Origin of the sequence: Sphingobacterium paludis (genome assembly GCF_004364125.1) — a bacterium.
GTDB classification, from domain to species: Bacteria; Bacteroidota; Bacteroidia; order Sphingobacteriales; family Sphingobacteriaceae; genus Sphingobacterium; species Sphingobacterium paludis.
On record NZ_SNZV01000003.1, the window covers coordinates 245,184 to 259,687 of the forward strand.

Annotated in this window: 17 protein-coding genes; 9 read left to right on the top strand and 8 right to left on the bottom strand. The window is 43.0% G+C overall.

Annotated features, from left to right (window positions below):
• Position 1 precedes the first annotated feature (1 nt).
• The 6 genes from B0I21_RS07110 to B0I21_RS07135 are packed head-to-tail and all read left to right on the top strand — an operon-like array spanning position 2 to position 7,289.
• Positions 2-2,734, top strand: coding sequence for a phage tail protein (locus B0I21_RS07110; protein ID WP_133639777.1), 2,733 nt, complete (start codon positions 2-4; stop codon positions 2,732-2,734).
• Positions 2,735-2,748: 14 nt separating this feature from the next.
• A complete protein-coding gene (locus B0I21_RS07115) occupies positions 2,749-5,439 on the top strand; it encodes a hypothetical protein (protein WP_133639778.1) in 2,691 nt (896 codons plus the stop codon).
• 11 nt (positions 5,440-5,450) lie between these two features.
• On the top strand, positions 5,451-5,999 hold the full coding sequence (locus B0I21_RS07120) for an N-acetylmuramoyl-L-alanine amidase (RefSeq protein WP_133639779.1): 549 nt from the start codon (positions 5,451-5,453) through the stop codon (positions 5,997-5,999).
• 10 nt (positions 6,000-6,009) lie between these two features.
• Positions 6,010-6,270: a hypothetical protein gene (locus B0I21_RS07125; protein WP_133639780.1), complete on the top strand. Its 261-nt coding sequence runs from the start codon at positions 6,010-6,012 to the stop codon at positions 6,268-6,270.
• A 1-nt stretch (position 6,271) separates the two neighbouring features.
• Complete coding sequence (locus B0I21_RS07130) at positions 6,272-6,568, top strand: hypothetical protein (RefSeq protein WP_133639781.1); 297 nt, start codon at positions 6,272-6,274, stop codon at positions 6,566-6,568.
• Position 6,569: 1 nt separating this feature from the next.
• Positions 6,570-7,289, top strand: a complete 720-nt coding sequence (locus tag B0I21_RS07135; RefSeq protein WP_133639782.1) for a DUF6808 domain-containing protein — start codon at positions 6,570-6,572, stop codon at positions 7,287-7,289.
• Positions 7,290-7,319: 30 nt separating this feature from the next.
• Here B0I21_RS07135 and B0I21_RS07140 read toward each other — a convergent pair whose 3' ends face one another.
• Positions 7,320-7,715 (bottom strand): hypothetical protein, encoded by a 396-nt coding sequence (locus B0I21_RS07140; protein WP_133639783.1) that lies wholly within the window; start codon positions 7,713-7,715, stop codon positions 7,320-7,322.
• Positions 7,702-8,169: a Panacea domain-containing protein gene (locus B0I21_RS07145; RefSeq protein WP_133639784.1), complete on the bottom strand. Its 468-nt coding sequence runs from the start codon at positions 8,167-8,169 to the stop codon at positions 7,702-7,704. Before B0I21_RS07145 ends, B0I21_RS07140 begins: the two co-directional genes overlap by 14 nt.
• 361 nt (positions 8,170-8,530) lie before the next feature.
• Between B0I21_RS07145 and B0I21_RS07150 the strand changes: the two genes are divergently transcribed.
• The gene (locus B0I21_RS07150; protein WP_133639785.1) at positions 8,531-8,782 is read left to right on the top strand and encodes a hypothetical protein; all 252 of its coding nucleotides are present in this window, start codon (positions 8,531-8,533) and stop codon (positions 8,780-8,782) included.
• Between the two features lie 412 nt (positions 8,783-9,194).
• On the opposite strand, the gene B0I21_RS20535 is transcribed toward B0I21_RS07150, so the two are convergent.
• The 4 genes from B0I21_RS20535 to B0I21_RS07165 all read right to left on the bottom strand — a co-directional run bounded on the left by B0I21_RS20535 (position 9,195) and on the right by B0I21_RS07165 (position 11,163).
• Positions 9,195-9,398, bottom strand: coding sequence for a DUF6965 family protein (locus B0I21_RS20535; protein WP_394346345.1), 204 nt, complete (start codon positions 9,396-9,398; stop codon positions 9,195-9,197).
• Positions 9,399-9,478: 80 nt separating this feature from the next.
• Complete coding sequence (locus B0I21_RS07155) at positions 9,479-9,694, bottom strand: hypothetical protein (protein ID WP_133639786.1); 216 nt, start codon at positions 9,692-9,694, stop codon at positions 9,479-9,481.
• A gap of 284 nt (positions 9,695-9,978) precedes the next feature.
• Positions 9,979-10,437 (bottom strand): hypothetical protein, encoded by a 459-nt coding sequence (locus B0I21_RS07160; RefSeq protein WP_133639787.1) that lies wholly within the window; start codon positions 10,435-10,437, stop codon positions 9,979-9,981.
• A 54-nt stretch (positions 10,438-10,491) separates the two neighbouring features.
• On the bottom strand, positions 10,492-11,163 hold the full coding sequence (locus B0I21_RS07165; protein WP_133639788.1) for an SOS response-associated peptidase: 672 nt from the start codon (positions 11,161-11,163) through the stop codon (positions 10,492-10,494).
• Positions 11,164-11,245: 82 nt separating this feature from the next.
• On the opposite strand from B0I21_RS07165, the gene B0I21_RS07170 reads away from it, so the two are divergent.
• Together B0I21_RS07170 and B0I21_RS07175 are read left to right on the top strand one after the other, a co-directional pair.
• Positions 11,246-11,482, top strand: a complete 237-nt coding sequence (locus tag B0I21_RS07170; protein ID WP_133639789.1) for a hypothetical protein — start codon at positions 11,246-11,248, stop codon at positions 11,480-11,482.
• Positions 11,483-11,492: 10 nt separating this feature from the next.
• A complete protein-coding gene (locus tag B0I21_RS07175; protein WP_133639790.1) occupies positions 11,493-11,969 on the top strand; it encodes a hypothetical protein in 477 nt (158 codons plus the stop codon).
• A 668-nt stretch (positions 11,970-12,637) separates the two neighbouring features.
• On the opposite strand, the gene B0I21_RS20060 is transcribed toward B0I21_RS07175, so the two are convergent.
• Both B0I21_RS20060 and B0I21_RS07185 read right to left on the bottom strand, forming a co-directional pair.
• Positions 12,638-13,987, bottom strand: coding sequence for a hypothetical protein (locus B0I21_RS20060; protein ID WP_166637794.1), 1,350 nt, complete (start codon positions 13,985-13,987; stop codon positions 12,638-12,640).
• 288 nt (positions 13,988-14,275) lie between these two features.
• Positions 14,276-14,473: a hypothetical protein gene (locus tag B0I21_RS07185; RefSeq protein ID WP_133639792.1), complete on the bottom strand. Its 198-nt coding sequence runs from the start codon at positions 14,471-14,473 to the stop codon at positions 14,276-14,278.
• Between the last annotated feature and the right edge of the window lie 31 nt (positions 14,474-14,504).

The window sequence follows — 14,504 nt, forward strand, 5'->3', positions numbered from 1 at the left end:
AATGGAAATACAGGTATACAGGAAACAGGTCGAGACGGTAAAGCTACCGTTAAATGTGTCAACGTTCAGCGATGCGCTGATGGGGTCGCACGAGCTTGTATTTGATTTCACGGTACCTGTTCTACTTGATATCCAAGTTGGAGATTACATCACCTATAAGGGTGAGCGGATGAACGTTAATCTGGTACCTACGTACGGCCATGATGGAATGAATATTTACGGCATCATCTTCCAAGGTGTACGGCATGACCTAGAACGCTGGCTACTCAAAGATGAGGGTACGACCTATGTGGAGTATTTCGGCGACCTAAGCGACTACATGGCTATGCTTTTGGACTCTGTCAATGGAAGTGATACTGGCTGGACGTTGGGCGAACTTGACGAGACTGAGCCTAAAGCGCTCGTATTCGATAATGTTTATATGTGGGATGCCCTTACCATGATTGCGGAGCTGTTTGAACTCGAATGGATTATCCGTGGCAAGGTGATCAGCGTAAAGAAAACGGTTGGTCAGGTTCGCGCCCTTTCCTTCTCCTATGGCAAAGGTAATGGGCTATACAGCCTGAGCCGCGAGAACATCGACGGCGGTAGAATCATCACCCGCGCTTTCGCTATCGGTGGTTCTCAGAATTTGCCTGCTGGATATGGACCGAAACGGCTCACCATGCCCGGGCATCTTGAAGATGCAGCAGCTATCGCAGCTTACGGACTTCGTGAGGGATCGTATAGCAATGAGGATATCTATCCGCATCGCACTGGCACCGTGAGCGGAATTGATCAGATTAATGAAGGTACCTGGGTAATTGCTGATAGCGGTCTGGATTTCGATCTAAATGGGCAGCGCATCGCAAATACCGATGCTCAGGTCGTTTTCTCCTCCGGGGCACTGAACGGGCAAGCTTTCAAAATACTTTCTTACAACCATGCACGCAAGGAGATCCGCTACGAAGCTAACAAGGACAGCAATGGTAAGCTAACTCCTGCCGACCTGTTCCGAGCAGAAATAGGCGATAAATATACTATTGTCGGTATTCGTATGCCGCAGTCGTACGTTGACGCGGCGCTTGCAGAGCTAAAAGAAAAGGCGCAGGAATATCTTGACAGCAATAAAGTGCCTCGTGTTCGCTATTCGCTTGAAATCGACCTGTATCGCGCAAAGGTTCAGAATTATACTTTAAATGCCGGTGATATTATCAACGTAAAGAATGACAAGATCGGACTTGATGCCGATATCAGAGTAACCACGGTTTCCTATCCGGGACATTTCCCACAGGTGCTGGAAAACGGCATGCGCTTTACCTCCGAGATAGCGAACGAGGTCACGTACAATCGAATGCAGAAGGTCGAGAAGGACATCAAGGAGACGCGTAACGTCGTAACCCAGGTGAGCCGTACATCGTGGGAAAATGATCGCCGGAACGTGGTTGCGCTGAATGAGTTCATTGGTAAGGTACTGGATCCTGATGGCAACTTGCAGGAGCCTTTGCTTAAAGCAATAGTGGGCTTCTTCGGTACCCAATCTATGTTCTATGATCTGGACGGCGTAACCTACGTGACCAATGTTGGTGGAAATCCTAATGCATTTTCTATCAGCGGTGGCAGGTTGATCCACAAGGTCTACAAGATTGAAGGGCTTGGATATATATGGAACCTTGTGCCGCTTTCGGTATCAGCTTTGGATCCATTAAAGCCATATTACCTAGCCGCTAAGTGTAGCCGCACCGCTTTAACTGGGGAATGGGTATTGTCGGAAACGCAATTCGCCACGGAAGCTGAAGCAGGTTATTGGTATTTCAATCTTGGGATCCTGTCAAGCGTGATCGAGGGGCGCAGGTCACTTGAATCAACCAAAGGCTACACACTTATATCAGGCGGTCAGATCGTCACTGATACGATTTCAGCCTATCAGATCAACGTCGAGAAATTGTTTGCGCAGCTTATTAGTGTCGGTTCTCAGGGCTTCGAAAAAGCCGGTATTTCCGGACTGGCAGATCAGGGCAACCTTTCGCAAAGATTCTGGGCAGGGGCTACAGCCGCAAATCGGTATCAAGCTCCTTTTCAGGTTTTGGAAGATGGTAGCATGAAAGCTTTTAAAGGCGAGGTCGGTGGATTTAAGATCGATTCCAATTCTCTTCGTGTCGGTACAAATGATACATGGGATGTTAATGGACGATCGGTATTCCTGACACCTGAATACTTTATGCTCCGCGAGAATGGAACCATCCGTGGCCAGCGCCGCGAATTCTCATGGAACCTGTACAAAGAGCAATTTGGGGCAAGACAATCCGCAGCCGCTTCCATATTCAATACGGTGGCTACAGCTGATCCGCAGTTTCCATACACGAACGTAGCACTGGAACTGGATGCAAAGAATGGCAACCACAATTACGCTTTATATGTGCAAAGCGGGATGTCGCGGTTTAAAGCAATAGCGAAAGCATTTCAGACCATCACGGGCACTGGGCAAGCTATAAATGAAGAGTTCTCGATGGTATTTATTAATCCGGGAGTTGTTCCCGGGAACATTCCCCTTCCCAGCTACCCTGAGCTCGGCTATCAGGTAACGATTAAAAATCTGAGCAACAACGATTTCTTTCTGGTGTCGAATAATGGATCGATCATACAGGAGAATGGATCGGCAACTAATTCCAATAGTTTCAGACGATATGCTATCAAGACTTTTTTCTTTAAAGGTGACTACTGGATAGAGATGTTTCAACAAAGTAATAACTAACAATTAATTAAGATATGGCAGAAATGGTATGGCCACGGGATGCAAAGGCCAAAAAATACGCGGAAGTAAAGCAGATCATGACCGACACTGGCGATGATAAGACCATCGGTAAGATCAGCAAGGATGAACTAAAAAACGGGCTATTCATTGATGGCGCTGAACTTGATCCCATAAAAGGTGGAGGCACATCAGCAGCCGCTACGGTTATTGCTCCTGGTCCTGCCGGGCAGATGCGAAAACGTGAAGCATCGCCGGGATGGTATTCAGTGAACGGTAGCGCAATTGAGGCGGCAAAGGGTAAACGTTGGGTCTGGGGATGGAGCGGAACCGCATGGGCGCTGTACGATATGGGCGATCTTCCCAAAACGCCTGCCGTGAATAGTCTTACATCAACTTCTACGGAAGATGCGCTGTCAGCGAATCAGGGTCGTGTGCTTGATGGCAAGATCGCTACTGCTATGGAGTCTATCCCCGATGTAGAACCATTGGAAACAGAAGTCGAAGCAATCAGTCTTAAAGTGAATGGCGTTCCCGATCAATTTGAGGAGTACAAGTCGCAGGTAGTACAAGGATCTTACTTTGGTTCACGCGGAAATCTTTTACCAACTCCTGCATCCGGCAATATCCTTTCTGATGATTCCAGAGCAGGATATGTGCTATTGCAGGGATTAGCTGCCGGTACAAGGATCCGCATTGCCAGTAAGACGGAAAACATAGGATCGACCAGTCGGCCGCTCTATGCCTTTACCAACGCTTCTAATCAGATACGAGCTGTAGATGTTTCAGAACAAATGGATAAGGATACCTATAACGCACCGATAGATGTGATATGGCCAGATAATGCGGAAGCTGTCAGGATGTATATCAATGTGCGGATGGCAGGTGGGTGGAGTAACCCAGATTCCCGTTTTTCTGTCAAGCGAATGATTCCTTCGGGCGATAAGGGCATGGCGCACGTAGTGGAGGAACACAGCGAGCGGCTAGATCTTGTAGAAACCGAAATTGATGTGTTGCAGGGCGAACTTGGGAACACAGATATTTCTGCGAAAACAATCAAGCCGTCATCTCCACTACTGAGCAGCTACAGCAGTGAGAACTTTGCAGCGGCCAAGTTTTATGCGCGCCGTTTCGGGGTGGAATTATTGCGGATGCAGATCGCTGGCGCAAAGAACATCTATCTAGCCAGTGATGGAACTGATAGCAATAATGGACTAACCGAAGCCACGGCGGTACGGACTATCACAAGAGCGGCTGCACTTATGGCTAGCGGTGATGCTTTGCTTGTAAAACGTGGATCGATTATCGAAGAATACGGCATCATTCAGAACAAAAATAACATTTTGATCAGTGTCTATGGCTCTGGTGCAAATCCTCTGTTCAACAACCTCGTCACTATTCCGTCAGGCAGTATTGAAAAGGTTGCCGGCTATAACAATATCTACCGTTTCCAGCGATCATACGACGCATGTGTGAAAGACCGCGGCATGGCAGTGGTATTCGTAGACGGTGTCCGTTGTGGCAGGGATATCCAAAATTATATGAACCTAACCGAAGCGCAAGCAATGCCATATCTGGAAGCGAATCCGGGCAATGCCGCGTGGTTCTCCCAAAGATATAGTACGGGATGGCCAGCCGGGAACTACTATATGTATTTCTCTTTGGCAGACGCTCCATCCAACCACAAGATCGAAAGCGTGAACAAATGGAGTTCCATTTTGGAAATTTCGAACTGCAAAAACGTAGACATCCGTCATATCGATCAGCGTGGAAGCGGTTTTCGGGACGGCGTTGCCTACGGTTCTACCGAAAACGTATACTGCGAGGATTGCGGGTTTTTGGACCATGCCTGGCATGGTATCGTGTACAACGATATTGCTTTCCACGATTGCCGTATAATTTCTAAAAGTGGTGCTGTGGGGTATCAATATCACTGGTTGTCCAATTCTTTACGTCATCCGGATCTGATCATTTCCAAACCGACGGTTATAAGTGGCAACAATATGGGTGCGGCCTTTAATGGTCACGAAACTAAGCTTGAGCAGGTCAATCCATTCCAAAACTTGGTTGTCGAAAACGCCTACGTTGAGGGTGTGGATGTTGTAGCCCGTAGCGGCATTGTGGAAAAGACGTCCTACAATAAGATTGCTGTGAAAGACATCAATTCCATTTGTGGTGGCGTGTCCGACAGGGATGCTGTATTGAGCAATTTTTACGGTACCTTAAAAAGATCGGTCTCGATCAACGAATCTTCCATCATTGCTCCCTACATTCAGCCAGGACGAACATTGACGATCCGCGATTCCATTCTTGTGGTAGAGGATCTTTTTGGAAGACCTTCGATCATGCATACTACAAGTAACCTCGCTACGGGTAAGCTTGTCCTGGAGAATGTGGTGATCCTGATCAAATCCACTGCCGCAAGTATTGTAGCGCCATTGTTCCGCAACACTTCGATCAATGCTGCTGGGTTCGAATTTCGCAATGTCATCTTTGTAGCTGATAAAACGGCCGCATTCAACCATTCGGCCACAACTTTTGCAGATGCTAAGTTTGAAAATTGCGTATTCATCAATACGCCGCTTTCGGGCATCAATCTTCCGGCAGGAAACGAGGTTTACACCAATTACAATGAAATCAAAAAAGTTAAGTACCAAAGCCGCCTGAGTTATGTTCAGAATGGAGCAATAAAGACGGTGGCGGTTTAAATTAATGTAAAATGAGAAAGATCTATTTAATAGCAGGGCATCACAATGCCGATCCGGGAGCCATAGGAAATGGCTTTCGGGAAAACGCCTTGAACATTGAGCTTCGGGGCCTCATTCACGCAGCCATCAAAAGGCATGATAAGTCGGTCGTCGTTATTTTGGATGATGATCGCGATACGCTCGCTCAGGTGATTGCCAAGGTTAAGCAAACTGTTACTACCAATGATATACTTTTGGATATTCATTTCAACAGCTTCATTCAGCCGAAAGCTTCGGGAGCTGAAGTATTGGTTGCCAATAACGCACGTGGCTTATCATTGGATATCGCCAAGGAACTGTCAGCCCTTACCGCTTTAACATTACAGATTCCTAACCGTGGAGTTAAAACGGAATCTCAATCTGCTCGTGGTAAGCTCGGTATTCTACACACGGCAGCATCATCGGCCCTCCTTGAAGTTGGCTTCATCAGCAATCCCACAGATATGGCCAACTACCAGCAGTGGAAAGAAAAGCTTGCAGACGGGATTGCAAAGATTTTGGTGAAACGAGCACAAAGTTAATATTACCGGTATGCGTAAAATAAAACAAACACTCATAAAATACCAGCCGGAGCTTACAGGGCTAAACCTGATCGTATGCGCGGTGCTTAGCATTTTGCTAGGTGCCGGGCTATACCGGCAAACAAAGGCATTAGACAATCAAGGCACGATCATCCAAAAGCAGGATAGCACAATCTACTTTCAGGAATCAATGATGGATCGTGACCACAAAGCGGACAGCGTAGCTAACAGCCTCTTGGCGCAATTGGACAGTATTAACAGCATTAAATAAAATGGAAAAAGCGAAAGACCTGACTAATAGGGGGCAGTTCTACAGTTGGGCGCTTACAGGTCTTTCTGCCGCTATAGCTACAATAACCACCACTTTCTATTTCGATGCCAAGAAGCAGCGTGACGATGCCGTTGAGCGTGTGAATATGATGACAGATAGGATATGGGAAAAGGAGTACACGATACAGGAGCTTGAGCAGGAAGCAAGAAGTAAGGACAATCTAATAAGGTATGCCGATAGCACGCTACGTGATAACACCGAAGCGGATGCTAAGAAGATACTTGACAAAAAAAGATGATATGTTAAAAAACATAATAATAGCTTTATTGGCGTTCATAGTGATCGCCTTTATGCTCAACTCATTTTTCGGACTTTTCACAGGTAGTAAGAATGACATGATAGCGAAGGAAACTCTTAATCCCCAAACGGATAGCATACCGCTCAGCCGTGTTAAAACGCCAACGGGTGCGAATATCGTGACCTACCAGCCGCGTGAGGGAATTTTGCCCGAAAACCATATTACTGGCGCGTACAAAACCTATGTGCAGGATACCCTAGCGCCAGCGCTTAAAATGAAAGCATCGGACATAAGCGATCCTAATGGCCGGATTAAAGAGTTGGTACAGGTGAATGCTTCAGTATCAGGGCAGCTTAATGCTGCACTTACTGAGATCGATTCATTAAAGCGGATGGTAACCTACTTTCAGGGACGTTATTTTTCGGCCAGCGTACGCAAAGATACTACGGGGCTGGCAACTTTAGTTTACAACTACAACGCAAAGTTAGATTTAGTCACAGAGCAACGTAGAGCATTTTTTAAGGATTACTTGGTAACGCACATATCTTCACCTGATACCAATATGGTGATCAATCATGTCGAGCACTTCCGTAGGGTTACGCCAATAAAGCCAAGGCGGTTTGGGGTAGGTATTCAGGCTGGATGGCATTACGCACCGTCAGTAAAGGCTTTTACGCCGACGGTAGGGGTTGGGATAAGTTATAACCTTTTTAATTTTTAGATGATTAAAAAGACAGCCCTAATATGCAAGTTATTTTTCCGAATTTCCGTTGAATATATCCTTTAGAACGATATACATAATTCCCAAAATATTTGCGGTGGTTGTCGTAAGAAGTGCTATTAACACAGAGTCAGACAAACACAATTCCCTATTGTTAATCAGTAATACCATTGCTACGAAAATTAGCCACACCGAAACGACGGTGACGGCCCATTTTGCTAATCGCGTCCTAAGTTTAGTATTGTTTCGGTATCTTTTAAATCGTTCTTTTTGTGTATCAGCTTCGTAATCGTCTCCATCCTCAAATATTTTTTCTTCTTCGTTAGACTTTCCATCTGAGGTTACAGATGGTGACGTCTCAGGCTTAATTTTTCCTAAAGATTCAATAAGCTTACTGAAGGCAGGATTGGATTTATTGGTTGACATCGCCCGCAGCCAATTGTCTATAATGACGTTCTATCTCCTGATGGTCCATTTGCAAAGACACCTTGTTGTGATTTTTCACATCATTCCAAGCTTTAAACCATGGAGTTCCAGGCATGTGAGTTTTTGCACTTAATTGGGTTCCGGTATATGATCCGTAAACCGACCAAATTCTATCTAAAAAACTATCGGTAGTTTCATCACCTGTGGTATATTCAGCGTTATTTATCCACATTATTGGCGCATTTCTAAAGGCCTTAAATTCTTTATAAATAGTCGGTATTACGGGACCGTATTTCCAAGCCTCCGGGTTTTCCTGGAACAACTTACTTCCCGTCAGACCTAAATACCAGCCGTAAGCAATATAAACAAGTTTGATCAGCTTCATAGGCGTAATAGAACCAGTGCTCCCATACCTAGCTAAGAAAAATTCAGCTATTTGCTTCGCGTTGTACATATGCTTAATAATTGCTTTTGTACAAATTAACAAATAAAGTGAAATCTTTAAAGGATTTATCGAATTTTAACATTCATATTAAACTTCTCCACATTATACCATTCTATTGGAACCATTGATTCGACATGTATCAATTTAAACACAGTTGAGAAGTGAGTTTTGATACATTGAAATTGGATAAAGGTTGCTTCCAAAACTTCATCAACCCTCAAATAAGCCTGTCAAAAGCACTCCGCAGTGAACTCCCTCTGTGACCACAACGATATATATATTTTAACGATTGACATAAATCAACAATTACTGAAAACCTTAATCCAGTAAAATCATAAAGCCTTACTTTTGCACGACCAAATCAAAAGTTATGAAACAACATCTACAGTTGACAATTTCCGGTAAAGATGGTACGCAATCTTGGTATACGGCCGAGGTGACAAAAGGCACCGAGTTCCTATCTGTCCTGTTAACTGGCTACCAAGGATTCGAAGAGAAGTTTCTAGTCAGAAAAGAGGATGATAGATATAAGGTTATCGCGCTCGATAAACAAACTATTATGGAGCCAAAAGGAGAACTTCATCAGAAGCTTGAGACTATTGGCAGAAGGTTTCTATCATAATATTAGTCATAAAATAAAGAATCCCCTCGTCAGTTGACGAAGGGATCATCAGCTTAGTGCTCCCCGGAAAAATTTCATAAACATTTTAAAAGTCAACTGGAATTTTAGATTAATATTCCATTTTCATAGCAGCGTGTAAATGCAGTGGAAAATTAATATATAATAATTATTAAAGCAAGAATTTTTGAGTAATTCGTGGATGATTTATCGAGCATCAATAATAATGTGGAGAAAATACTTGAGAAGCTTATTTTAGTAAAGTTTGTAACATAATAACTCTCCATGTTTCCATGGAGAGTCTGCTTATGAAATTATACCCATGGGGTGGGCGATTCTTACAAACCTAAACAAATTTCAGTGACATCATACGAATTACTCATGTATTTTTTTTGGATACTTACAAAGAATATCATCAATGCACTGCTTCCCAAAACTTCATCAACCTCAAATAAGCAGGGCATCTATCCAGCGGCTTTTTGTCTGACCATTGATCAACCATTATAAATTGGGTATGGAGAAATTGCACTGGATCTTCTACTATTTGGTCAGGGCTGATCTGGATAGGGGGCGTGAAGGTCTTGCCTTCGAAGAATGCTTTAAGCTCTGGGATTGTCATGCGCGAAGGTAGGGAAAACGCAAACTAATATTCGCAAAAATTACAGCGCTTTTCTAGCGTGATCATATTATTTAGAATGGCTATTTCGAAATTAGGTTATCGTCCATAAATACAACCTGCTTATCAAGGTAACACATAATCACTTCATGTTTTACGCCTGTAGTTCGTTCCAATACGGCCGCAGATAACACTGCGTGTTCTTGTTCCGTATATGCAAGCAACCTTCCGTCGTTCATGTTTTTTACAACATAGCAAACTTTGTTCATCGTCACTTTATCTTTAGCAATATAGTTCATGGCAAATTTTAGATAGGCACGAATTTACTAGCTTATAGTTCATTTCCGATGATATTTTATCTGAAAATATGAATCATAATGGTAGTTGAGAATTATTCTACATCTCAAAATTCAGGTAATACTACGATTATCTAATACTAATGGGAAATATTGGCTAGGTTACAGTTTTATGGAAATCCCCCGTCCATGGGACAGGGGATCTACAAAAAAACATCGAAATTATAATATAACCATTAGTTTGGTTAACAACGCTCGCATGAAAGAGTTTTGAAATAATATCATCTTTACCCTCCCTTAATTTTCCCCTCTCTGATCCACCGAAAATACTTTTCTATTCTTTCACAGGTGAGTGCTTCGCAGCGATTGTGCTCGCTGTACGCTAGCTCCATAGTCATGTCGCTCAACTTGATCGAACCTTTGTGATACCTATTTACCAAAACGTGCCACGAGCTTCCCCCGGCAGCGAAGCTTACATCGACGACCTGCCGTTCGCCTTTGTAGTAGAACATTTCTGTACAGTTCTTGTCAAAACGGAGTATCAGCGCATCCAAACAAGCCTCACGGACATCGTCGGCAAGGTTCCCGTAGGCGTGTTCCCACTTCCCCATAGTGTTTCGAAATATATAGATTGATACTCCATTTTTATCATATAGCGTATAGTCGGAAGAGCCTATGGATCTGTGCATTTCTTTCACTCTCGCGAATATCACCTTATCTCGTACATGTATTTCTAGCGGTTTCATAAAACAAAATTGCTAAGTATTTTAGTATTTATGAAAGCTAAATTTTGCTAAAAATTAGATCGGATCTGCAATAGTGGGTATGTTTGTTTCGATTCCTCGAGCAGAGGTCACGCGGAAAGTCTTATGTGCTTTTAGTTCGCCATCATAGGGAACGATCAGCTGCTCTATCTCTTCACGGCCATCGGCAAGTAGCCAATTGTGCCGTTTATCCTGGGGAATGATCAGCGGCATTCGGTTACCGATATTATGGATGTCGGCCATGAACTCATTAGCTTCCGTAGTGAGTATAGCGAATGTGTCGTAATCCTGCCAATGGTTCCATACAATGCCCAGTGTGAAGATTGGCGATTCAGGATCACTCACATAGTACGTCTCATCGTTCTTTTTCCCGTTAGTGGAATGCGGCTCAAAGAATCCTGTGACGTAGAGCAGCCCACGGTGCTGGCCGATAGATCGCTTATATGTTGCCTTTTCAAATATCTCTTCGCCTACTGCATTTAGCGTATTGGCATACTTATCTGCTTCCTGTTCGCTTTTAACCCAATACGGCAAAAATTTCCATCTGGCCGGAACTATACTGTCAATATCGTTGTTCAGTGTAACCGGCAGGATCGGGCGGGAAAAGCCGCTAACGTGATATATAGTATCAAACTGATAATGAACGTTAGCGTCCTTTATTACAGTCTTTAATGTTTCCGTTGACGGAGTAGATGTATGATAGCACATATTCGTAAATATCGTATATTAGTTGTACCAATCTAAACAAACTTACGTGGAATTCGTTGCTTTAACACACAGTATATTAAAAATGCTCAAAAGCAAGGGCTATACTGTTTTGCATTCTATTTCCCCGATAACGAGTGAAGATCCAACTTGGTACCCGAAGAAGATGGCCATCGAAAGATTGATGCAGATAGATAACGAATATCTAGCTAATCACTCGCAGCCGCTAAATGAAATTCATTTTCTCATAATACAAGATGCCCTAGATAACATCCCAGAGGAATATCTCATCGGCATGGTGTTTATTGGTGACTTAAAATAAAAAAACAAACATGGCACTACAGGATAAATTAGAGGATTACAACAATATCTACCAATTCAGGGAATTCCCGGATCAATTTCACTTCAGCTTTAGTCCAGAGCGAATGATTATCCGGAACGAAGCAATTAGAACGGGTAATAAAGAACTTTACGAAGCCTTTCTTCGTGAGCGATATCCTGATGATGCCGATGCCGAACTTGCGATCTTCGATAGTACCATAGCAGACACCAAGCAGGTGTCAGGTGCGGAAGCTGCTGATTTTTTCAAACGGCATGGGATTGTCGCGCTAATGGCAGACCTAACATTTTCAGATCCAGACACCATTTTCACCGCTAAGATCATGAGTGACTGCGAGGCCGGTGACGAAATAAACGAATCCGAAGAACCTATCGGCGCTTATGTGCCAATAAGTACCGTGGCCGGTCGTGATTTGCTTTGGCTTGATGTGAGTGAAATAAGGCTGGCGTATGGCGGTGGTAGAAAGTAATAGGTAGTGGCCTTTACTGGGTTTCTTCAAGCCAGCTAACGAAGCCTTTGTCGATCCATTCCTCTTTAAAAGTGGAGAGTACTTTGCGCTTACCAAACAGGAACTTTACGCCATTGACATCGTAGAATAGGACAGTATCGAGTGGGTGATTGAAGTGCTCAACGGTCGGCAGCCGTTCATTGATTGGGATAAGGGTGAGTTTCATGGGGGCAATGTGGGGAATGTATCTGGACTTTTCTTACGGAAAGCCCTAAAATAAAAAGCCCCTAATTTGTTAGAGGCTTTTGGAAAACGGAATGTTTAATGACAGTTCTATTCTTTCTGGTTTTTACTAATTTCCGATTCTGATATATAGGGTAGTTTGAACCTTTCACTGTAATTTAGATATTGGTTCCATTCCCAAAACCTCCATGGAGTTATCCAAAATGTTCTGTACAATTGCTTATCCTTAATGTCAGGATGTTTTTCTAAAAATGAATTGTAGGAAATTTTTGCACTTGAATAACTTAATCCTTTCATACCATATTCTTTAAATCTGAATGTGCCATTAAAGTTACTATATGAATAGTCTCTTTTTAGGAATAGATATATAAAAGTGTAGTTAGTTAAATATACAACCGTTGCGCAACTTGCAACTATTAGCATAATATTTTTTAGTTTACTTTTTTTTATTTGCATGGTCCTTTGCTCTTTGGTGGTGTTAAATTATAAAGCATAGAAGTTACTCTAGTATCTCCATTTGCCTTTTGTTGCCGCAACTGCTGCCCCAAAGCCGCAGGTGTATACGCAGAAAGATATATTACTCCTCCTGGATAGCCGGTTACACCTATAATCGTTACTGAACTTATTGGAATTGTCAAGCTTATATCACCTGCTCTCACAGCATCATATACATAGCGTACACAATTTGAATTAAAGGCGTTATATGTAGGCAAAGGACTTGATGCTTTATCTAAAATCTTTTGAAATCTTGCCGCGTCATTACCCAGATCGAAATCAATAGATACGTTGTATCCAATCGGCTGACCAGAATCTGCTCCGTTGTCGACGACTTTTGACGGTCCATTAAGGTCTCTATAAATTTTCCCTCCTACAGGATAATAGCCTAAAACTTGAGTAATAGAGATGCCGTTTGTGCCAATTTTCGTTAAAGAAATAGCAGCGTGACCAACTTCGTTGGCACCATAATGTGAAGATTTACCTGGTTCAGGTTCCTGAACGAGAACAGAAACCTTGAACTTTGCACCTGCATTGGGAATGTTTCCAAAACATTCCACGTAGTCAGAAGGATCGACAGCAGGGCTTTCTAAGGGCATTTCAAAATCGTCGGATATGTATCCAAACCCTGCGCCGCCGCCGCCGCCACCGCCGCCACCGCCGCCACCGCCGCCGCTGCCATCCCAATCTTCAGGCACTTGTTCTTCGGTTTCCGGCTTAAAAGGATCGTCATTTTGATTACAAACTTGATGTTCTTTGTAAACGCCATTAACGATTGTCCATATTGTTCTGCATTCATCTCCGGGCCCCATTTTTTTCCCGTATGAAGAATTTCCTATTCGTCTAGAACTGACAATTTTTCCTTGTGTAACATTGGCGTAAGTCGCGGCTGTTTCAGTTATTGATTCTGTAAAGATTGTACCATCGAAATCATTTGCTGGCATGCTAGTCACCATGGTAAGATAGCTCAAAGAATATTTTCCATTTCCCTTCGTTGCTTTAATCCATACTTGATAGTATTGCTTTACATCTGTCTTCTTTAATCCAAAATCTATGGAATCCAATATACGCACCCGTATATAAGTTGCAGAAGAGTCTCTTTTGATCGCAGTAGGATCATCCCAATCTATTTTCTTGTTTAGACTTCCCCATAGCGTATGGTTGTCTAGTAGGGCCGCACGATTGAAACTCGACTTAATGCTAGCAATTTCGATTTCCTCAAGGTTGGGAAATTCGTTCTGCCTATCACAGCCCAAAAAAAGCAATGAAATTGCTAGGATAATAATTGTTAGTTTATTCATAAAGTAAATTAGTTTGTCAAATATATCACGTGGTTTTCGCAAATCCAATAAATTTCAATTTTTTTTGCATTATATTTTGTTTAAATTTTCAAGCATCAATACTAGATCTATGGAAGTCTTAGGGGGGAGGAAAAGCCATTCTTAATAACGCTTCTTTCATGAGTGAAAGTTATGAATCAAAATTTTACAAACTTTACGGCTTACCGTAAAATGCAATTTATGTATCCAATCCATATTCAAAGAGGTTTGCTTTAATTTAGGGCGGCTATACAACCGCCCCTGTTAATACTATCCTCCTAGCGGGTTTTGCCAAGGTTTCCAATCCCATGGAGTAGGGCCGCCCGGATATGGCACCGGTAATGGATAAGCCGGGGGGGGATCTGGTATAGTACCATAGTCTCCGCTATCCCAAGTGCTAGGCTGAGCTTTCACTTCGATTGTTGTGGTTGTCGTCAACGCTGCCATTCCTAGAATGAGAGCGGACATGATTAAAAATTTACGCATTGTTTATTTATTG

Excerpts from the sequence above, each read along its gene's own strand:
- B0I21_RS07160 (WP_133639787.1), bottom strand. The coding sequence starts at position 10,437 with ATGAAACCGCTAGAAATACATGTACGAGATAAGGTGATATTCGCGAGA.
- B0I21_RS20535 (WP_394346345.1), bottom strand. The coding sequence starts at position 9,398 with ATGACAATCCCAGAGCTTAAAGCATTCTTCGAAGGCAAGACCTTCACG.
- B0I21_RS07170 (WP_133639789.1), top strand. The coding sequence starts at position 11,246 with ATGCTCAAAAGCAAGGGCTATACTGTTTTGCATTCTATTTCCCCGATA.
- B0I21_RS07155 (WP_133639786.1), bottom strand. The coding sequence starts at position 9,694 with ATGAACTATATTGCTAAAGATAAAGTGACGATGAACAAAGTTTGCTAT.
- B0I21_RS07130 (WP_133639781.1), top strand. The coding sequence starts at position 6,272 with ATGGAAAAAGCGAAAGACCTGACTAATAGGGGGCAGTTCTACAGTTGG.
- B0I21_RS07150 (WP_133639785.1), top strand. The coding sequence starts at position 8,531 with ATGAAACAACATCTACAGTTGACAATTTCCGGTAAAGATGGTACGCAA.
- B0I21_RS07140 (WP_133639783.1), bottom strand. The coding sequence starts at position 7,715 with ATGTCAACCAATAAATCCAATCCTGCCTTCAGTAAGCTTATTGAATCT.
- B0I21_RS07120 (WP_133639779.1), top strand. The coding sequence starts at position 5,451 with ATGAGAAAGATCTATTTAATAGCAGGGCATCACAATGCCGATCCGGGA.
- B0I21_RS07115 (WP_133639778.1), top strand. The coding sequence starts at position 2,749 with ATGGCAGAAATGGTATGGCCACGGGATGCAAAGGCCAAAAAATACGCG.
- B0I21_RS07125 (WP_133639780.1), top strand. The coding sequence starts at position 6,010 with ATGCGTAAAATAAAACAAACACTCATAAAATACCAGCCGGAGCTTACA.
- B0I21_RS07135 (WP_133639782.1), top strand. The coding sequence starts at position 6,570 with ATGTTAAAAAACATAATAATAGCTTTATTGGCGTTCATAGTGATCGCC.
- B0I21_RS20060 (WP_166637794.1), bottom strand. The coding sequence starts at position 13,987 with ATGAATAAACTAACAATTATTATCCTAGCAATTTCATTGCTTTTTTTG.
- B0I21_RS07145 (WP_133639784.1), bottom strand. The coding sequence starts at position 8,169 with ATGTACAACGCGAAGCAAATAGCTGAATTTTTCTTAGCTAGGTATGGG.
- B0I21_RS07175 (WP_133639790.1), top strand. The coding sequence starts at position 11,493 with ATGGCACTACAGGATAAATTAGAGGATTACAACAATATCTACCAATTC.
- B0I21_RS07110 (WP_133639777.1), top strand. The coding sequence starts at position 2 with ATGGAAATACAGGTATACAGGAAACAGGTCGAGACGGTAAAGCTACCG.
- B0I21_RS07165 (WP_133639788.1), bottom strand. The coding sequence starts at position 11,163 with ATGTGCTATCATACATCTACTCCGTCAACGGAAACATTAAAGACTGTA.
- B0I21_RS07185 (WP_133639792.1), bottom strand. The coding sequence starts at position 14,473 with ATGTCCGCTCTCATTCTAGGAATGGCAGCGTTGACGACAACCACAACA.